Raw genomic sequence first — 18,054 nt, 5'->3', positions numbered from 1 at the left:
AATCTTACCTCGAGGGGCAAGTACCTCGCGAAGTCCGCCACTGCGTGAGACCGTCCGCCCGGCGTCGCCCGACGAGGGACGCGGTACATTCTCGGTCGTCGACGCCGAAGGGGTGGGTATGAGTGAGTCGACGGCGCAGTGCTGGCTCGTCGAGCGCGACTTCGACAGCCGGAACATCGTGACGCTCGTCTACGCGACGCCCGACGGATCGCAGTATCAACAGCGGGAGCGATCGGGCCAATCGCTGCAAACCGGCGCCGAAGTCACCGCGGCGGTCGACGTCCCCGAGGACGAACTCGAGCCGGTCGACGACGAGGTGACCCGGGACCGGTACGCCACGGAGGCCGAACGTACTGCCGAGCAGTACGGTCCCGACGACCCGATCTAGCCCATTTTTCCTCCCCGAGGAGACGAATATTATCACGGGAGAGTAACAACTCTTATCGGACGCGGGTGAGACCACACAGCTATGCCAGCTATTACAGTCGATAACCTGACCAAGTCCTACGGTCAGACCCTCGCGCTCGAGGATCTGTCATTTCAGGTCCAGGAGGGTGAGGTATTCGGCTTTCTCGGTCCGAACGGCGCCGGCAAGTCGACGACGATCAACGTCATCCTCGACTTCATCCGGCCGACCGCCGGCCGGGTCGAAGTGCTGGGCATGGACGCCCAGGCCAACAGCCGCGAGATCCGCTCGCAGACCGGCGTCCTCCCGGAGGGCGTCGAGACCTACGACCGCCTGACGGCCCGCCAGCACCTCGAGTTCGCCATCGACTCGAAGGGATCCGACGACGACCCCGAAGCCCTCCTCGAACGGGTCGGCCTCGTCGACGCCATCGACAAGAAGGCCGGCGGCTTCTCGAAGGGGATGTCCCAGCGACTCATGCTGGCGATGGCCCTCGTGGGCCAGCCGGACCTCCTCATTCTCGACGAACCGTCGACGGGGCTCGACCCCAACGGCGCCCGCGAGATGCGCCAGATCGTCCGCGAGGAGAACGAACGCGGCGCGACCGTCTTCTTCTCGAGCCACATCATGGAGCAGGTCGAGGCGGTCTGTGACCGCGTCGGCATCCTCCGGGACGGCGAGATGGTCGCCGTCGACACCGTCGAGGGGCTGCGCGACTCCGTCGGCGGCGGGACGACTCTGCGGGTTACCGTCGACCGCCTCGACGACGACACGCTGCAGGTCGTCCGCTCGCTGCCCGACGTCTCCGACGCCACCGTCGAGGACCGGAATCCGCCCGTGCTCGTCGTCCAGGTCCAGGGCTCCAAGACGGCCGTCCTCGGCGAACTCGAGGATCGGGGCATCGAGGTCAAGGACTTCACGACCCGCGAGGCCTCCCTTGAGGACGTCTTCCAGTCGTACACGACCGGCACGGAGGTGCACGCGCGATGAGTACCGAGACCGCAGCCGGATCATCGGGGTCGGGATCGGGATCGGCCTCGAGTTCCGTGAATCTCGAGAGCGTCCGCGCCGTCGCGAAGAAGGACTTTCAGGACGCCGTCCGCTCGTGGCTGTTCTGGGGACTGAGCGTCTTCTTCTTCCTGTTGCTGGTCGGCGTCACGGGCGGGATCTCGTACTTCGGCGCCGAGGTCTCGCCGACGCAGGCGGAGACGACGGGGGCGCTCGTCTCGCTGGTCAGCCAGATGACGAAGGTCATCATTCCGCTGATCGCGCTGGTGCTTGGCTGGAAGGCCATCGCCGGCGAGCGAGAGACCGGGAGCATCAAGGTGTTGCTCTCGCTGCCCCACTCGCGAAAGGACGTGCTCCTGGGCAAACTGCTCGGCCGAGCGGCCGTGCTGTCGCTGTCGCTGATCGTCGGGTTCGTCCTCGCGGCCGTCGCCGTCGCCGCGATCCTCGGGAGCTTCGACGTGGTCGAGTACGCCGGACTGCTCGCGATGGCGATCCTCTACGGCCTCGCCTACACCAGTATCGCCGTCTCGCTCTCCTCGATGACCAAGTCGACGACGGTCGCCGGCGCCGCGGTCTTCGGCGTCTTCCTGCTGTTTTATGGAGTTTGGAACTTCCTACTTCAGATTATTAATTTTCTGGTCTCCAGGGGAACGATCAACGGCGTCGAGTACACGCGGACCTTCGAGATGCCAAACGGAGCGACCGAACAGATAACCACCCAACGCGCGCCCGACTGGGCGCTGTTCATCGACTCGCTCGATCCGGGCAACGCCTTCGCGAACGCGCTCTCGATCATCAGCGACACCGTCACGGGAACGACGTATCCGGGCTACTACTTCCCGGACGGCATGCCGTTCTTCCTCGAGGACTGGTTCTCCTTTATCATCCTGCTGCTGTGGATCGTCGTCCCGCTCGCGGTCGCGCTCTGGCGGTTCGACCGCGTCGACCTGTAGACTGACGGCGTTCGCCGCGCGTTCGTTCTTTTCGCCTCACTTCGCGCTCGAGTCCGCACCCCGACTCGATCGACCTGCATCCATCGCCAGCGATGACACTCCGACGATCGTGGCAATCGATTTAGGTGTCCGTCGATCGTACGCGAGACCGTGACCGACTGCATCTTCTACGGCGGCAAGGGCGGCGTCGGCAAGACGACCTGCGCGGCGGCGACCGCCGTCCGACTGGCCGAGGGTGGCCGGGAGACGCTGGTCGTCTCGACCGACCCGGCCCACTCGCTGTCGGACTCCCTCGAGGTCGATCTCGGAGCCGAACCCCGCAAACTCGAGGACGTCGGCGATAGCGGCGGTGACGGCAGTCTCTGGGCCGTCGAGATCGATCCCGACACCCAGAAGGAACGGTACGAAAAACTGGCGCGAGCGCTCGCGAAGGACCTCCGCAGCGCCGGCATTCGGCTGGACGACGAGGAAGTCCGACGGCTGTTCGCCTCGGGCGCGCCGGCCGGCAGCGACGAAATTGCGGCCCTCGATCTGCTCGTCGAATACGTCGACGAGGGCGACTGGGACGTGGTCGTCTTCGACACCGCGCCGACGGGCCACACCCTTCGACTATTCGACATGCCCGAGGTGATGGGGCTGGCCCTCGAGACGGCCCAGTCGCTGCGCGGGCAGGCCAAGCGGATCGGCAACGCCGCCCGGACGGCCGTCCTCGGCCCGATGTCGATGATGGGCAGCAGTAGCGACGACGAGGAGGAAAGTCTCGAAGCGTTTCGCGCCCGTCTCGAGCGCGCTCGCGACCTGCTGACCGACCCCGAACGGACGGAGTTTCGCGTCGTCCTCCTCCCGGAGGGGATGGCCATCGCCGAGTCCGAACGGCTGGTGGGGACGCTACGGGAAGCCGACGTTCGGGTCGACCGCCTCGTCGTGAATCGGGTCTTCGAGGATCCCGAGGACGACTGCTCGCGGTGTCAGTCGCGCCACCAGCGTCATCTGAAGCGGGTCGAAGAGGTCCGGGAGACGTTTCCCGACCTCGAGGTCGTCACGCTGCCCGAACGGGAGGGCGAGGTGCAGGGCCTCGAGGCGGTCGCGGAGATCGCGGCGCGGTTGCCCGCCGAGGTGTGAGAGCGACCGGAGCGATCGTCGGTGGCACGAGACGGCGCGGCAGCAACGGTGCGAGGGGACGCCGAAGTCGGGCGCGCAAGACGGCGGCGCGGCCCGGCCGTTTTACTTGTTGGACGTCCAATAGTAGCACATGACGTTTTCCATCGGCCGAAGCTCGTCCTCGATCGGCACCGCGACCGGACTGGCCGTCGCGCTCGTCGCGATTGTCGGCACCCAGTTCCTCGGCTGGGAGTGGGGCAGCGGCCAACTCGTTCCCACGCTCATCGGCGTCGTCGCCGCCGTGGTTGCCCTCGTCACGGTCCTCAGCCGGCGTGACTGAGCGCCGCCCGTCGCCGCCGGACGCGGCGAGCGCTCACTCGAGGTCGATCCCGTACTCCGCCAGCAGCTCGCGGAACTCGCCCTCGTCGACAATTGGGACGTCGTTCGCTTCGGCGTCGTCGCGTTTGGTCTGTCCCGGATTCTCGCCGACGACGAGGTAGTCCGTGTTCCCCGAGACGCTGCCCGTCGCGTTGGCGCCGTGAGCTTCGACGGTCTCCTGGGCCTCGCTGCGGGTGACTCCCTCGAGCGACCCCGTGAAGACGAACGTCAGGCCCTCGAGTTCGTCGCCGCCGCTCTCGAGGTCTGACTCCTGGGGCGAGACTTGCTCGAGCAAGTCGCCGACCGCCGCGGCGTTGGCCTCGCTGGTGAAGAACTCGTGGAGCTGTTCGGCGACGGTCTCGCCGACGTCCGGCACGTCCTCGAGGCGTTCGGGCTCGGCATCGGCGGCCTCGCGGAACGCGTCGAACGTGCCGAACTCGCGGGCGAGTTCGCGGGCCGTCGTCGGCCCGACGTGAGGGATGCCGAGCGCCGAGAGGAAGTCGGCGAGCGGCGGCTCGCGGCTGGCCTCGATTTCGTCGAGGACGTTCTCGGCGCTCGTCTCACCCCAGCCCTCGAGGGCCGTGAGGTCCTCGCGGTCGAGTTCGTAGAGGTCCGCGACGGACTCGAGGAGGCCGGCGTCGACCAGTTGGCGGACGCTCTTCTCGCCGAGCCCCTCGAGGTCGAGCCCGTCGTCGCCGGCGTAGTACTCGATCGACCGCCGGAGCTGGGCGTCGCAGGCGAGGCCGCCGGTACAGAAGGCCATCGGACCGTCGCGCTCGACGGCGCTGTCGCAGATGGGACAGTGGTCGGGCAGCTCGTAGTGACCCTCGCCGTCCTTCTCGACGACCTCTTCGACGTATGGGATGACGTCGCCGGCCCGCTGGACGCGGACCGTGTCGCCGATCCCGACGTTCTTCTCGGCGATCTCCTCGGGGTTGTGCAGGCTCGCCCGCGAGACCGTCACGCCGCCGACGTCCACCGGTTCCAAGAGGGCGACCGGCGTCAGCCGACCGGTACGTCCCACCTGCACCGCCACGTCGACGATGGGCGTCACCTCGGCGCGGGCGGGGAACTTGTAGGCGAACGCGTAGCGGTCGTGGCGCGCCGTCCGGCCCAACTCCTCGCGGGCGTCGCGGGCGTCGACCTTGATGACGGTGCCGTCGATCTCGTAGTTCAGGTCGTCGCGGGCCTCGAGCATCCGGTCGCGATAGTCGATCGCCTCGTCGATGTCGTCCACGAGTTCGACGTGTTCAGTGACCCGCAGCCCCCACTCGGGAAAGCGCTCGAGTTCGGCGCTGTGGCTGTCCTCGAGGTCGCTGGCCTCGAGCACGTCGAAGAAGAACACCTCGAGGGGACGGTCGGCGACGACGGCGGGATCGAGCTGGCGGATCGTCCCCGCGGTGGCGTTGCGCGGGTTGGCGAAGGGCTCCTCGCCGCGCTCGATGCGCGTGCGGTTGTGCCTCTGAAAGGCGTCCTTGGGCATGTAGACCTCGCCCCGAACGGCGAGGAAATCGGGGTAGTCGCCGTGGAGCTTCTGGGGAACGGAGCCGATCGTGCGTGCGTTGCGCGTCACGTCGTCGCCCTCGCGGCCGTCCCCGCGGGTCGCCGCGCGCTCGAGGCGGCCGTCCTCGTAGACGAACTCCATCGAGACGCCGTCGAACTTGGGTTCGCAGACGTACTGGACATCACCCACTTCGCGGCGCACGCGGTCCGCGAACTCGCGAACGTCTTCCTCCTCGCCGCTCTGGTCGATCGAGAGCATCGGCGCGACGTGCTCAACCGTGTCGAACTCCTCGATGGGCTCGCCGCCGACGCTTCGCGTCGGGCTGTCGGGGTGTTCGAGCCCGAAGGCGTCCTCGAGGTCCCGCAGGCGGGCGAACAGCGCGTCGTAGGTCCGGTCGGCGATCAGCGGTTCGCTCTCGACGTAGTACCGGCGGTCGTGTTCGCGGACGGCCTCCCGGAGCAGTTCGACCTGTTCGCGGGCCTCGTCCTCCGAGAGCTCCTCGACCGGGGCGAAGTCGGTCGGCGGATCCCGGAGGTACGGGTTCTCCGCGTCCTCGTCGGCGACAGACATTGCTCGAGGGTTGCCGCTCGCGCCCGTTAACGTTACTGACTGCCGCTCGAATGCGGGATCTCCGCTCGAGACGCGACCGGTTCGTCCGAATCGGTCACTTCCACGGGTTGTCTACCAGTTCGGTGTGGACGCTCGCACCGACGGCGATCCGACAGTCTGCTCGCGGCGAGGCGATGCACAGCAGGACGTAGCCCGCGTCACGGTGTCGGTCCTTCAGCGCTCGAGGCGAGCGACGATACGAGAACGCGCCGTCGATTCCGACCGTACTGCGTCCGTCGTCGCCGGCCGCCGGCTCCGCTCCGTCGACCTCGAGCAGCCGCCCCGTACAGGTCCCGCAGGCGCCGGTGCGACAGCCAAAGGGAAGGGCGATGTCGGCGCGCTTGGCGGCCTCGAGAACCGTCTCGTCCTCGCTGACCGCGATGGTCCGCGTCTCGCGGTCGGCATCGGGCCACTCGAGGGTCACGTCGTGGTGCTGTCTCACCATCCGGTCACTGCCAGACGTCGCTCGTGCAGTCGCCGTCGGGCCACCGAATTTCGTGGGCGCGGGCCGGTCCCGCCGGGCACTCGCCCCAGTCGACGAGGAAGTCCTCGTCGAGTTCCATCGTCCCCTTGCGGGGGTCGATGTCGGCCTTCAGCATCACCGAGCCGCGTTCGCCCTCCTCGGGGTAGAACTGCTCGTCCCACGAGGAGAACAGCGAGGTAGTCCAGTAGAGCCGTTCGCCGTCCAGCGAGAGCTGGATCATCTGGGGACCCGCGGACAGTTCGCGGCCCTGGACCTCTTGCACCTCGCCGAAGGTGCCCCCGACCGACAGCGAGTCGGCCCGCCGCGGGTTCGACGGGTCCGAAATGTCGTACATCCAGACCTCGCCGTGGAGCCAGTTCGAACCGAACAGGTAGCGGTCGTCCATCGAGATCAGAATGTCCGTCGGGAGCGCAGGGACGGGCATGTCCCAGTCGTCGTGCTCGCGAGACTCGAAGTCGATCACCTTCTCGGCGCGGTACTCGCCCGTCGCTCGCGGTTCATCACCGCTCGCGTCATCCGCGGCGCGTGACGCCGCGCTCTCGTCCCGCCAGAAGTGGAACACGTTCGACGACAGCGCAGCGCCGACGAACCCGTGGGTCGACTCGGGGGTGTGGAGAAAGCGCACCTCGAGCGGGATCAGCCCCTCCTCGCCGAGGTCGATGGTCTGCTCGACGGTGCCGTCCTCCCAGTCCCAGAAGTGGAGCCGCTGGCCGTAGTTGCCGGCCTCGACGTCCTCGAGGTCGAAGCCCGGATAGTACGTTTTGGGGGCGGCCCACTCGCTCGAGACCATCACGTTCTGGCGGGGCTGGTACCAGTAGTCGTAGTTCATCTCGATCTCGCCCGGCGGCTCCCACCGGCCCTCGATCTCGAAGTCGTCGTTCAGTTCGAGGAACCCGCCCGGCAGTTCGCCGTCGGCGTCGCCGAGCATACTGATCAGGATCTCCCCGTCCGGGATGCAGTGGACGGTGTGGGGCGCCGAGAGGTCGTACTCGAAGACCTCCTCGGGTTCGATCACCTCGACGAGTTCGGGATTGCGCCGATCCTTCGCGTCGATTACGTGGATCCGCGAGGAGCGCTGACCGGGAACGATCAGGTGTCGCCGTTCGAGGCCCTCCATGTGACACGACGACGAGCAGGCGTTCCACCCGAAGTGGTGGAGTTCGTCGCCGCGGTTGGGCAGTTCGATGCGGTCGACGATCTCGCAGTAGGTCTCGGAGTCGGGATCGAGGTCGACGACCGCGACGAAGTCCGGCGCGTCAACGTCCGTGCCGACGTAGAGGCTCATCACGTAGGCCAGTTCCTCTCGGTCGCCCTCCTCGATGGCGGCTTGGGGCGTCGCGTAGCCAGGGCCCTCGTGGTCGTGGTGGTCGTGCTCATGCTCCGGTTCGACGTCGCTGGGTGTGTTAGCATCACTCATATCCCTTCCGACCACGAGCACGGAGATAAGTCTATTTGGGGGAGACAGGGGGTGGCGAGAGAAACGTTACGCCCAAGGACTGTCGCCAACCTCGGCGCGCACTCGCGGTCCGACTTCGATTCGACAATCCGACTGCGGGTGCGCGATACAGAGCAGGACGTAGCCGTCCGCCTGCTCCTGGTCGGTCAGTGCCGCCGGTGCCCGCCGATACGTGAACGCGTCCGCGGCATCGGCATCGGCATCGGGTGGCCGTTCCGTCCCGCCTTCGGCCGACTCGTCGGCGGCCTCCTCGCCCTCGAGGGCGAGCAATCGACCGACGCAGGTGATACACGTCCCCTTCCGGCAGTCGTAGGGCAGTCGGGCGCCGGCCCGCTGGGCCGCGTCGAGGATCGATTCGTTCTCGTCGACCGCGATCGTCTGCGTCGAGCCGTCTGTCCACTCGAGGGTCACGTCGTGGCTCGTCATCGTCCCCGTTCCGTCGGTATCCGGTTTGCGTGCAGTTCGTCCATGGCCGACGGTACGACGGGCGACGGGAAAAAGTCCGCGCGTGGGTGCGCTCGACCCCACTCGAGTCGTTGTCAGTACCGCTCGCGGTTCGAGTCGCTGCCAGTACCGTCCGGTGATCCGGCTTCGAGGAGGAAGGCCATGACAACGACGACGCTATTCGGCGGAGGGCGTCGACGCGTCGGCTTCCGGCGGCGATTCTCGCTCGGGGCTGTCCTTGTAGAAGATTCCCCAACCCGTTGCGCCCATCGCGATCAGGACCAGCGGCGAGAGGATGCCGAAGAAGTAGTACGGGGCGTACTCGATCACCGGCACGCCTAGCGCCGAGGCCATGAAGACTCCGCCGGATCCCCAGGGCACGAACGCCGACGTCGTCGTCCCGGACGCCTCGACTGCCCGCGAGAGGTTCCGACTCTCGAGGTCGTATTCGTCGTACAGGTTCTGCAGCGTCATCCCGGGGACGACGATCGCCATGTACTGTTCCGCGGCGAGGAAGTTCATCGCGATCGTTCCCGCGGCCGTGCCGGCCGTCAGGCCTGCGACGCTGCTGACGGCCCGTCCGATGTGGTACGCGATCGCCGCCAGCACGCCGGTTTCCTGCAGGATACCGCCCAGCGCCAGCGCGGCCACGACGATCGAAACGACCCACACGGAGCCCTCGAGGCCGCCGCTCGCGAGCAGTTCGTCTGTGAGGTCGACGCCCGTTTCGGGGCTGGTCCCGAAGTGGACGGTCTCCCAGGCGGCGGCGAAGCCGACGCCCTGCACCGTAGTGCTGACCGCGACGCCGGCGAAGATCCCGGCGCCGAGCGACGGTAGCGCGGGGAAGCCGTAGAACGCGAGCGCGAACGTGATGACCAGCGGGATGAACGTCAGCGGCGAAATCGCGTAACTGCTCTCGAGACCGCCCTGGATCTCGGCGATCCGATCGACGGGGATCGTCCCGCTCGCGCTCAGGCCCAACACGACGAACAGGAGTAGTGAGATCGCGAACGAGATCGCGGTACCAGGACGCATCGCCCGGATGTGATCCATCAGTTCCGTGTTCGTCACCGCGGCGGCGAGGTTCGTGGTGTCCGAAAGCGGCGAGTTCTTGTCGCCGGTGTAGGCGCCCGAGAGGACGGCGCCGGCCGTCATCGCCTCCGGAATCCCGAGCCCGGAGCCGACCCCGATCATCGCGACGCCGAGCGTCCCCGCCGTCGTCCACGACGAGCCGATCGCGAAGGCGACGATCGCCGAGAGGACGACGGTAAAGGGGAGGAAGATCCCCGGCGACAGGAACTCCAGCCCGTAGTACATGAGCGTGGGAATCGTTCCGGAATCGATCCACGCCGAGATGACCATGTAGATGACGAACAGGATGAGGATGGCCTGCAGACCGGTCAGAATACTGCGACCGATCCCGTCGTAGAGGTCGCTCCAGGCGTAGCCGAAGTAGTACCGGCCAAACAGTCCCGCGAAGGCGATCCCCCACAACAGCGGCATCTGCGGGTCCATCTCGAGCCAGATCATTCCGAGCGAGAGGAACAAGATCATTCCCGCGATAGGGATGAGCGCTTCCCCCAGGGACGGCCGCTTGTCCTCGGAAATTTCGTCGTAGGTCTTCGGTGTGAAGTCCAGTGCCATGAGCAGGTCGCACGCGTTTTTTCTACAGCGGATATAAATAGATCGCCGTTCCCCGTTCGCCGTTTACTCCCGACGTCGCAGCGACAGGAACTGGCCGGCGACCAGACCCAGTACTTTACCCGTCGGGGCGCCTACGACCGAGTAGATGGGAGAGGGAACGGAATACGGGCTGGTCGACCTCGAGGAAGTCGAGACGCCGGGCGACGAGTGGGAAGAGATCGACGTCTCGGACACCGAGGCCGACCGGATCGCTCGCAAGCGCGACCGGGAGTTTGAGCAGTTCGAGGAGCGCATCAAGGACGCCGACCAGTTCAAGGTCGAGCAGTCGGTGTTCGACGATGCGACCCTCGCTGCGCTGTACAAACTCGTCCAGGACGGCTACGTCGAGGCCTTCGGCGGACCGCTGTCGACGGGCAAGGAGGCCAACGTCTATCACGCGCTGGGCGATGACCGCGAGGTCGCGGTCAAGATCTACCGGATCAACGCCTCGAACTTCCGACAGATGCGCGACTACCTCGAGGGCGACCCGCGCTTCGAGGGGCTGGGCGGCAAGAAGAAGGACGTCGTCCTCGCCTGGACGAAGAAGGAACTGGCGAACTTAGAGCGGGCGAAGGCGGCCGGCGTCCGCGTGCCCGAACCGATCGCCACCGAGCGCAACGTGTTGGTCATGGAGTACATCGGTACCGACGACGGCCGCGCGAAACGCCTCGGCGAGGTCCACATCGAGAACCCTCAGACCGCCTACGAGGTCATGCGCGAGTACATGCGCCGCCTCTACTCGGCGGGGTTGATCCACGGCGACCTCAGCGAGTACAACGTCGTCTTCGACCAGACCGAGGGCCAGCTCGTCTTCATCGACCTCGGTCAGGCCGTCACGGTCCACCACCCCAACAGCCGGGAGTTCCTCGAGCGGGACTGCCGGAACGTCGCCGGATTCTTCTCGCGGCAGGGGATGGACGTCACCGAAGACGAGTTACTCGAGTTCGTCACAAGTCCGGAGCCGGATCCCTCTCGAAACTGAGAGCCGGGCTACCGTCTCCGAACGCAGTCGAACCCGGCCTCAGACGATCTCGATCCGTCCCTCCGTTTCGGGTCCGATGACCTCGGCCTCCTGGATGGCCTCGATCGCAAGCGCCGAGAGCAGCGTCCCCTCGTCGGCGGGGACGAGCACGTCGCTGTCCGCGAACATCTCGTAGCCATCGCCGCCGCCCGCGACGAAGTCGTTCGTCGCGAGTTCGTACGTCGCGTCGGTCTCGAGGGGCTCGCCGCCGACCGAGATCGCAGCGACGCGCTCGCCGGCGGGTGCGTTCGGATCGTAGGCGTAGGCCATGCCGCTGACCTGCGAGAACCGACCGTGACCCTCCGCAACCGCACTCACGCCGAGTTCGATCGCCTCGCGAAGCGTCGCGCCCGAAACCTCGAGTTTCACCGTCCGATTCGGAAACGGGAGAATGTCGACGATCGTCCGTCTGGAGATATCGCCGGCCGGGTACAGCTCGTCGCTGCGGATGCCGCCGCCGTTCTGGAGGGCGACGTCGGCCTCAAGGTCCGCGCGCACGACGTCGGTCAGCCAGTTCCCGAAGTTCGACTCCTCCCTGCGAACCGTTTCGGTCCGTACGTCCAAGGGTTCGGTCGTTTCCCCGATGACGACGTCGAGTTCCGCCTCAAGGTCGGCCTCGTAGCTCTCGAGCAGCGACTGAACCTCCTCGTGGGGCGTCACGTCGCCATTCTCGACCAGTTCGGCGAGGTCGAAGCGTCGGAACGAGTGATCGACGAGTCCGTCGCTCCCGACCTCGAGGTCGAGGCGGCCGACGTAGTCGAACTCGTCGCCGACGAGGGAGACGACGGTGTCGTTCACCGCCATCGGCTCGTCGCGCACGACGGCGGCGTGGTCGCCGACGGCGACGTCGATGCCGTCGACGGCCGCGACTAGATCCTCAGCGACGGGACTGGCGAGGTGCGAGAGCAGGACGACCACGTCCGCCCCCTCGTCGCGCAGTTCGCCGACGACGTCCGCGGCCGCAGTCTCCGGCTCGAGGACGTCGACGTGGTCGCCGACGGAGGAGACCTCGGGCGTGTCTGCCGGCGCGAGTCCAGTGATCCCGAACCGGACGCCGCCGATCTCCTCGACGGCGTAGCGCTCGGCGCCGTCCTCAGCGGCGAAGACGTCGCCGGTGCGCTCGTCGCAGACGTTGGCGCTCACCCACGTGAATTCGCTGTCGGCCACGTTCTCGCGGAGGCTCGCCGGGCCGTTGTCGAACTCGTGGTTGCCGTACGTGTCGTACTCGAGGGGGGCCGCGTTGAACAGCGAGACGATGTGGCCGCCGTCGAAGACCGAGGACTCGACGGACGTGTGCAGATCGTCGCCGTTCCCGACGACGAGCGCGTTCCCGTCGGGCGCGTCGGCGGCGAGATCGTCCATCAGCCCGAAGTAATTCGCGACGTTGAGCGCCTCATCGGGACTCCCCATCGATCCGTGCAAGTGCGTATCGTGGAGCAGTCGGACGGTCGTCGTCGACCCGTCGTCGGTCGACTCCTCTGGCTCCGTCTCTTCGGAATCGGACTCGTCCGAATCGGTGGCGTTCTCGTCTCCGTCCCCCTCGTCGTCCGTCGTTTCCTCGCCGAACAGGCATCCCGCCAGCGCGGTGACGCCCGTCGCGCCGGCGTACCCCAGCAGTCGCCGCCGTTCGATATCGGTCGTCCGGTCGGTCATACGCGGACCCTCTCGAGGAGCGCTGATATTCCTATCGGAAAATTTATACTAAAACAACAACACGCAAACGTAGCGGGATGCGTATCGGGGCGACACGATAGGCCCCTCTATTGATATCCATAGTCGATGGGAAGCGCGATGAAGGGCCTCGAGAGACGACTGTCGCTTCCGGTCTCGAGAACCGAAACCGTTAGAGTCATCGACAGACTACGGATCGGTAATGGCGTCCGCTCTCGAGTGGCACTGGCGCTGGCAGTTCCCCTCGAGAGCGGACAGTTTCGTCACTGCGGGCGACGCGGCCTAACCCGGCGACCGCGGCGGCGGGCGCTCCCTCCGCTCGTTTTTCGACTCGAATCGCGTTCCGACCGCCGCAGTCGCACCTACGAATCCAATGCCAGCACCATCCGACACGCCGAACAGCACCGACAGCGAGACGAACGCCGAATCTCCCGCCGAGGAGACCGCGGCCGCTGATGGGTTCACCGTCACGCCCTACGCCGTCGACGGCGAAATTGACTACGAGAAACTGCTCGAGCGCTTCGGTGCGGATCCGCTCACCGACGAGCAGATCGCACGTTTCCCCGACCACCCGCTGCTCAGACGGCGAACGTTCTACGCGGGCCGGGACGTCGACGACTATCTCGAGGCCGCCGCGGCCGGCGATCCGCACGCGATCGTCACCGGTCGCGGGCCCTCGGGACCGATGCATCTGGGCCACGTCCTCCCGCTGTATCTCGCGAAGCGCTTTCAGAGAGAGACCGGCGCGACGGTGTACATCCCGCTCTCTGACGACGAGAAGTTCCTCGCGAAGGATCAGTCGTTCGACTCGATCGGTGAGCACACCCGCGAGAATCTGCGCGATATCCTCGCCGTCGGCTTCGATCCCGACCGCACCAGGATCATCGTCGACACCGCCGACGCGGACGTGGTCTATCCGATCGCGGTTCGCCTCGCGAAGCACCTCACGCCGGCGACGGTCGAGGCCGTCTACGGCGAGCAGGACACCGTGGGTTTGCAGTTCTACCCCGCTGTGCAGGCGACCCACCTCCTGTTGCCGCAACTCGTTGGCGGCCGGCAGCCGACGCTCGTCCCCATCGCCGTGGATCAGGATCCGCACGTTCGGGTCTGTCGCGACGTCGCCGCAAAGGAGGCCCTGCCGGTCGACAAACCAGGCGCCCTGCTCGGGCGGTTCCTCCCGAGCCTCGAGGGGCCCGGCAAAATGAGTTCCTCCGGCGATGCGCCATCGATCGAACTCACGGACGACCCCGAGACCGTCGCCGAGACGATTCGGACCCACGCCTACACCGGCGGCCGGGCGACCCTCGCCGACCACCGCGAGAAGGGCGGTGACCCGACCGTCGACGTTCCCTTCCAGTACCTGCGGTTCTTCTTCGAACCGGACGACGAGCGACTCGAGCGCATCGCCGCCGACTACCGGTCGGGCGACCTGCTCAGCGGCGAGCTGAAGGAGGTCGCGATCGAGCGGATTACGGAGTTCCTCGCCGACCACCAGCGCCGCCGGGCGGGACTGGGATCGCTCGAGTCTGAATTGGAGCCCTACCGGCTGACCGAGCGAGAGCGGCGACGAGCGCTCGAGCGGGTCGGCGTGCCGACGGGACTCGAGGGGTAAGTACGCTCGTCAAGTCCTCGGTATCATCGGAGCGTGTACTCCGCGTACGTCTCCACGGCGCGGTCGACAGCGATCTTCGAGACGGCCAGCGCGATACCGATCGTCAGGAGGACGGCGGCGCTTCGAACGACCGGCGCCGGAACGCCGAGTACCGCCGTCGCCGCCTCGGTGACCGCCGGGACGGACGCGACGGCCGCCGGTAGAGAGACGGCGGCGAGCGCGACCCCGATCAGCCCGAGTCGAATGAACGACGCGCGACCGATCTCCCCGTAGATCATCGCGCTGGTGAACGGATACGGCATCGGGTAGATATCCCGATACCGGACATCCATTCCGAGCGCCGTCGCGACGGCGACGCTACAGCAACACCACACGACGCTCGCGACGGTTATCAGTACGGCCTCGAGGGCGCCAACCGAACCGACCAGTCCGGCGCCCAGCGTGAGCAGCGCGGTCGGCGGGGCGCCGACGGCGACGGCGGCGAGGACGGTCCCGCGGATGAACTCCCGGCCGGAAGCCGATGTGAGCGTCATCGGTAAGACGGGGTACTCGGCGCCGAGCACTTCGCTTCCGAATCCCTGTCCGACGCCGGTCGCACAGACGAACGCGATAGATACCAGCGCGATCGGAGGGATGTCACTCACCGTACTCGTGTAGAGACTGATTCCGGTCAGACCGAACAACGGGAAGCAGATCGCCCCGAAGAACGCTACCGATATCCGCCGCTCCTGGACCCACCGCTTCCGAGCGACGGTCAGGGCGGGGCGCGAGACATAGCGTCCGAACAGTCGCCTTGAGAGCCCGTCACCGACGAGCGACCGCGATCCGGACGTCAGTTCGGCGGCGTCTGCTTCCTCGCCGAGGACGCGGTCGGCAATGGTAATCGCGGCGATCGCACCGCTCGGAATACCGACGGCGAGTACCACCAGTGCACTGAGTCCGCGTACCGCTTCCGTGTCGATCTCCGGAACGGCGATCAATCCGAGATCGACGACCCACGCGCTCGGCGCTCGGCGAGCGAGCTCCGTCACCCGATCGACTGGGAGCACGACGACAATGACGGACCCGACCAGCCATATCACGCCGATCAACGCGTACCGCAGGACGGATCCCTGGCGGAAGACGCCGGTAATGCGGGCTGGAACGAGGTTCTTGGCGAATACGATCACGGCACCGATCACTGCCGCTAGCGTGACGCCACCGCCGACCGCGACGGCGATAGCCACGGCAGTCGCCGACGATCGGACGCCGGCGGCGAATCCAATGGCCCCGCCGCAGACGGGGAGTAACCACGGCAGCGCCACTCGGCTATAAACGGCGAGGCCGATCCCGACCACGAACTCGCGGACGGTGACCGTCGTGAGCAACAGGTCGGTTTCAGCGCGTTCGAGTCGCCGCGACATTGCCTGTGCGAAGACGACGATCGCGGTGAGAAATCCCATGGTCACACCCATCCGCATGGTCTCGAGCGGGAACGCGAACAGGTCCCGGTAAATTGCTGCCCCGAGACCGTACGCACCGATGCCACAGCCGATCGAGAGCGCGATCAGTGCAATGCCGAGAACGAGACGAAGGCTTCTCGGGCGGCCGCGTTTCCGCCGTGCACACATTACTTCGATCCAGGCGATTCGGACGCTGCGACCCAACCAACCAGGGACCATCACCATACCAGATGATGACAGAGACAGAACATATTAATCCTAACAATCGCCGTACGATCGACGCCGTGGAGAAGACGGGTCGGTTACGAGCGACGACTCCTCAACGAATTAGTGGCTCGCCCGCGCGTACTCCCGTATGAACATCGGAATCATCTCGGACACCCACGACAACGTCGAAGCCATCGAGCGAGCGACCGAGATCTTCGCCGAGGAAGGCGTCGAGATCGTCATTCACTGCGGCGACTTCGTCGCGCCGCTGATGGTCGACTACTTCGAGGAGTTCGAACTCCACGGCGTCCTGGGGAACAACGACGGCGACGTCGCCAACCTCCAGTCGGCGTTCGACGCGTTGGGCGCCGAGAGCGAACTCCACGGCCGGTTCGCCAGCCTCGAGTTCGACGGGCTTTCCGTTGCCGTCCTCCACGGCGAGAGTCTCGAGGAGGTCGAAGCGATCGCGGCCGGCGAGACGTTCGATTTCGTCTGTTACGGCCACCACCATGAGCGCGAACTGTCCGAGGAGGGCCGAACGACGGTTCTCAACCCCGGCGCGCACGTGCTGGCGCCAGACGAGGATCACACGGTCGCGATCCTCGACACTCGTTCGGAGTCGATCCGGTTCCGGTCGGTCGACGAGTGACTCGGGCCGCCGCGCGCTCGTTACCGCGACCTCTCGATTCGGTTCGACTTGAGAACGGGGGCCGAAATCTTATTAATCCATTACTATATAATTAGCCAGTAGAAATTGCTGAATTAGATGATTACGACCTCGAACCACCGTTGCTGGCCGAAAAAGTATTATCGACCTCTGTTCTCTTTCGATTATGCCGGTAATAAGGACTAGCAATGACTGACGATCTACCACCCGTCGACGGATCCGGAACAGGGCCGTGCCTCGACGATTTCTTCGCTGTCTTCGCAAACTACCGGCGGCGGTGCGTGCTCCATCATCTACGAGAGGAGCGGTGTGCATCGCTCGGAGCCATCGCCCGACAGATTGCGGCGTGGGAGCGCGCGTATCGGGCCGAGATCGACTCCGAGAACCTGGTCGATCGAATCGAGACCGAACTGTTTCACACGCACTTGCCGAAATTACGCGAGGTGAACCTCGTCGAGTACGACCGACAGTCTTCGATCGTCGTCTATCGCGATCCGCCCGCCATCGTCAGCGCGCTTCTTGATCTCTGCACCGACCGCGATATTCCGGAGTGAGGAGACGTCCGGTCGCGGATCGGAACGCGACGCTCGTCGGAACCGAGACCCCTTCCAAACGTTCGTCATGGCTCGAGTGCGTCACATGAACATTCGATCCTCCGGGAAGTTCTGGCTCCCGGGGCCCTCTTGGGCCTCCAGCGTCGCCATGCGATCCGCGAGTTCGGCGTAGTGTCGCTGCAGCTCCGCGGCGCGTTCGCGGAGCTGATCGTCGTCGATCTCGAGGTCGTAGACCGTTCGCAGGAGGTCCAGATACCGCAGCGCCGCCTCGAGGTCCGGACCGGGCGGGTGCGTCGGGGTGACGTACGCGCCGAGCGGCGGGGCGTCCCCGTCGAGACTGCGAGCTGTCAGTTCGCCGGCGACGCCGTCGAGAACGCCGCCGCTGGCCGGCGACACGTCCGCACCGTCGAGTCGCCGGTCCCCGTACGCCGGGGTGGCGACGTAGCAGACGTCGTGCTCGTCCGGACCGTGCGGGTACGGAATTCCGTGCAAGACGGCCAGCTCGTCGATCTCAGTGGTATCGAGCCACTCCAGCAGCCCGTCGGCGAACGCGTCGGCCGCCCACACCGGGACGAACAGTTCGCTGAGCACCGCGCAGTAGTCGGCCCGCGGGGCGGCGTACACGCGCATCGGGTGTCGCGGGACGCCGTCCTCGACCGGCGTGATATCGGGCAGTCCGCGGGCCCGGACGTGACCGACCTGCTCGAACTCGAGGTGCGAGACGAGGTAATCGACGGCCGTGAGTCCTGCCAGCCCCGCGTTCGACAGGCCGACGAGCAGGGGGCCCTCGAGCGCCTCGTCACTCTCGACGGCGACCTCGTACGCTGGATCGGAAGCCATGAGAGCCCTACGTG

General features: G+C 66.3%; 17 protein-coding genes. 9 read left to right on the top strand and 8 right to left on the bottom strand.

Annotated elements, in window-relative coordinates:
* Window positions 1–118: 118 nt before the first annotated feature.
* The 5 genes from EH209_RS17845 to EH209_RS17825 all read left to right on the top strand — a co-directional run bounded on the left by EH209_RS17845 (window position 119) and on the right by EH209_RS17825 (window position 3,808).
* Complete coding sequence (locus EH209_RS17845; RefSeq protein WP_126664191.1) at window positions 119–388, top strand: hypothetical protein; 270 nt, start codon at window positions 119–121, stop codon at window positions 386–388.
* 81 nt (window positions 389–469) lie between these two features.
* Window positions 470–1,396, top strand: a complete 927-nt coding sequence (locus tag EH209_RS17840) for an ABC transporter ATP-binding protein (protein ID WP_126664190.1) — start codon at window positions 470–472, stop codon at window positions 1,394–1,396.
* Window positions 1,393–2,367: an ABC transporter permease gene (locus tag EH209_RS17835; RefSeq protein WP_126664189.1), complete on the top strand. Its 975-nt coding sequence runs from the start codon at window positions 1,393–1,395 to the stop codon at window positions 2,365–2,367. The genes EH209_RS17840 and EH209_RS17835 overlap by 4 nt, the downstream gene beginning before the upstream one ends.
* A 150-nt stretch (window positions 2,368–2,517) precedes the next feature.
* A complete protein-coding gene (locus EH209_RS17830; protein WP_126664188.1) occupies window positions 2,518–3,489 on the top strand; it encodes an ArsA family ATPase in 972 nt (323 codons plus the stop codon).
* A 130-nt stretch (window positions 3,490–3,619) separates the two neighbouring features.
* A complete protein-coding gene (locus EH209_RS17825; protein WP_126664187.1) occupies window positions 3,620–3,808 on the top strand; it encodes a multidrug transporter in 189 nt (62 codons plus the stop codon).
* Window positions 3,809–3,841: 33 nt separating this feature from the next.
* On the opposite strand, the gene ligA is transcribed toward EH209_RS17825, so the two are convergent.
* The 5 genes from ligA to arcD all read right to left on the bottom strand — a co-directional run bounded on the left by ligA (window position 3,842) and on the right by arcD (window position 9,987).
* Window positions 3,842–5,920 (bottom strand): NAD-dependent DNA ligase LigA, encoded by a 2,079-nt coding sequence (gene ligA, locus EH209_RS17820; protein WP_126664186.1) that lies wholly within the window; start codon window positions 5,918–5,920, stop codon window positions 3,842–3,844.
* A 94-nt stretch (window positions 5,921–6,014) separates the two neighbouring features.
* On the bottom strand, window positions 6,015–6,404 hold the full coding sequence (locus EH209_RS17815; RefSeq protein WP_126664185.1) for a 2Fe-2S iron-sulfur cluster-binding protein: 390 nt from the start codon (window positions 6,402–6,404) through the stop codon (window positions 6,015–6,017).
* Between the two features lie 4 nt (window positions 6,405–6,408).
* Window positions 6,409–7,860 (bottom strand): selenium-binding protein SBP56-related protein, encoded by a 1,452-nt coding sequence (locus EH209_RS17810; RefSeq protein WP_126664184.1) that lies wholly within the window; start codon window positions 7,858–7,860, stop codon window positions 6,409–6,411.
* Window positions 7,861–7,926: 66 nt separating this feature from the next.
* Window positions 7,927–8,325 (bottom strand): 2Fe-2S iron-sulfur cluster-binding protein, encoded by a 399-nt coding sequence (locus EH209_RS17805; protein ID WP_126664183.1) that lies wholly within the window; start codon window positions 8,323–8,325, stop codon window positions 7,927–7,929.
* Between the two features lie 195 nt (window positions 8,326–8,520).
* Window positions 8,521–9,987, bottom strand: coding sequence for an arginine/ornithine antiporter ArcD (gene arcD, locus EH209_RS17800; RefSeq protein ID WP_126664182.1), 1,467 nt, complete (start codon window positions 9,985–9,987; stop codon window positions 8,521–8,523).
* A 145-nt stretch (window positions 9,988–10,132) separates the two neighbouring features.
* On the opposite strand from arcD, the gene rio1 reads away from it, so the two are divergent.
* Window positions 10,133–11,008 (top strand): serine/threonine-protein kinase Rio1, encoded by an 876-nt coding sequence (gene rio1 / locus EH209_RS17795; protein WP_126664181.1) that lies wholly within the window; start codon window positions 10,133–10,135, stop codon window positions 11,006–11,008.
* Window positions 11,009–11,047: 39 nt separating this feature from the next.
* Here rio1 and EH209_RS17790 read toward each other — a convergent pair whose 3' ends face one another.
* A complete protein-coding gene (locus EH209_RS17790) occupies window positions 11,048–12,700 on the bottom strand; it encodes a bifunctional metallophosphatase/5'-nucleotidase (protein WP_126664180.1) in 1,653 nt (550 codons plus the stop codon).
* Window positions 12,701–13,091: 391 nt separating this feature from the next.
* On the opposite strand from EH209_RS17790, the gene EH209_RS17785 reads away from it, so the two are divergent.
* Entirely contained in the window at window positions 13,092–14,330 is a 1,239-nt protein-coding gene (locus EH209_RS17785) for a tryptophan--tRNA ligase (protein ID WP_126664179.1), read from the top strand.
* Window positions 14,331–14,353: 23 nt separating this feature from the next.
* Here EH209_RS17785 and EH209_RS17780 read toward each other — a convergent pair whose 3' ends face one another.
* Window positions 14,354–15,940, bottom strand: a complete 1,587-nt coding sequence (locus EH209_RS17780; protein WP_126664178.1) for a hypothetical protein — start codon at window positions 15,938–15,940, stop codon at window positions 14,354–14,356.
* 187 nt (window positions 15,941–16,127) lie between these two features.
* Between EH209_RS17780 and EH209_RS17775 the strand changes: the two genes are divergently transcribed.
* Both EH209_RS17775 and EH209_RS17770 read left to right on the top strand, forming a co-directional pair.
* Window positions 16,128–16,628, top strand: coding sequence for a metallophosphoesterase (locus tag EH209_RS17775; RefSeq protein ID WP_126664177.1), 501 nt, complete (start codon window positions 16,128–16,130; stop codon window positions 16,626–16,628).
* 206 nt (window positions 16,629–16,834) lie between these two features.
* On the top strand, window positions 16,835–17,200 hold the full coding sequence (locus EH209_RS17770) for a DUF7344 domain-containing protein (RefSeq protein ID WP_126664176.1): 366 nt from the start codon (window positions 16,835–16,837) through the stop codon (window positions 17,198–17,200).
* A gap of 81 nt (window positions 17,201–17,281) precedes the next feature.
* Here the strand turns inward: EH209_RS17770 and EH209_RS17765 are convergent, their stop codons facing one another.
* On the bottom strand, window positions 17,282–18,040 hold the full coding sequence (locus tag EH209_RS17765) for a proteasome assembly chaperone family protein (RefSeq protein ID WP_126664175.1): 759 nt from the start codon (window positions 18,038–18,040) through the stop codon (window positions 17,282–17,284).
* Window positions 18,041–18,054 lie beyond the last annotated feature (14 nt).

Origin of the sequence: Haloterrigena salifodinae (assembly GCF_003977755.1) — an archaeon.
GTDB classification, from domain to species: domain Archaea; phylum Halobacteriota; class Halobacteria; order Halobacteriales; family Natrialbaceae; genus Haloterrigena; species Haloterrigena salifodinae.
The sequence above is the reverse complement of the archived record's forward strand: the minus strand, read 5'-3'. Positions and strand labels throughout refer to the sequence as shown.

Excerpts from the sequence above, each read along its gene's own strand:
- arcD (WP_126664182.1), bottom strand. The coding sequence starts at position 9,987 with ATGGCACTGGACTTCACACCGAAGACCTACGACGAAATTTCCGAGGAC.
- EH209_RS17840 (WP_126664190.1), top strand. The coding sequence starts at position 470 with ATGCCAGCTATTACAGTCGATAACCTGACCAAGTCCTACGGTCAGACC.
- EH209_RS17780 (WP_126664178.1), bottom strand. The coding sequence starts at position 15,940 with ATGTGTGCACGGCGGAAACGCGGCCGCCCGAGAAGCCTTCGTCTCGTT.
- EH209_RS17810 (WP_126664184.1), bottom strand. The coding sequence starts at position 7,860 with ATGAGTGATGCTAACACACCCAGCGACGTCGAACCGGAGCATGAGCAC.
- EH209_RS17775 (WP_126664177.1), top strand. The coding sequence starts at position 16,128 with ATGAACATCGGAATCATCTCGGACACCCACGACAACGTCGAAGCCATC.
- rio1 (WP_126664181.1), top strand. The coding sequence starts at position 10,133 with ATGGGAGAGGGAACGGAATACGGGCTGGTCGACCTCGAGGAAGTCGAG.
- EH209_RS17835 (WP_126664189.1), top strand. The coding sequence starts at position 1,393 with ATGAGTACCGAGACCGCAGCCGGATCATCGGGGTCGGGATCGGGATCG.
- EH209_RS17785 (WP_126664179.1), top strand. The coding sequence starts at position 13,092 with ATGCCAGCACCATCCGACACGCCGAACAGCACCGACAGCGAGACGAAC.
- EH209_RS17805 (WP_126664183.1), bottom strand. The coding sequence starts at position 8,325 with ATGACGAGCCACGACGTGACCCTCGAGTGGACAGACGGCTCGACGCAG.
- EH209_RS17790 (WP_126664180.1), bottom strand. The coding sequence starts at position 12,700 with ATGACCGACCGGACGACCGATATCGAACGGCGGCGACTGCTGGGGTAC.
- EH209_RS17845 (WP_126664191.1), top strand. The coding sequence starts at position 119 with ATGAGTGAGTCGACGGCGCAGTGCTGGCTCGTCGAGCGCGACTTCGAC.
- EH209_RS17825 (WP_126664187.1), top strand. The coding sequence starts at position 3,620 with ATGACGTTTTCCATCGGCCGAAGCTCGTCCTCGATCGGCACCGCGACC.
- EH209_RS17815 (WP_126664185.1), bottom strand. The coding sequence starts at position 6,404 with ATGGTGAGACAGCACCACGACGTGACCCTCGAGTGGCCCGATGCCGAC.
- EH209_RS17765 (WP_126664175.1), bottom strand. The coding sequence starts at position 18,040 with ATGGCTTCCGATCCAGCGTACGAGGTCGCCGTCGAGAGTGACGAGGCG.
- EH209_RS17770 (WP_126664176.1), top strand. The coding sequence starts at position 16,835 with ATGACTGACGATCTACCACCCGTCGACGGATCCGGAACAGGGCCGTGC.
- ligA (WP_126664186.1), bottom strand. The coding sequence starts at position 5,920 with ATGTCTGTCGCCGACGAGGACGCGGAGAACCCGTACCTCCGGGATCCG.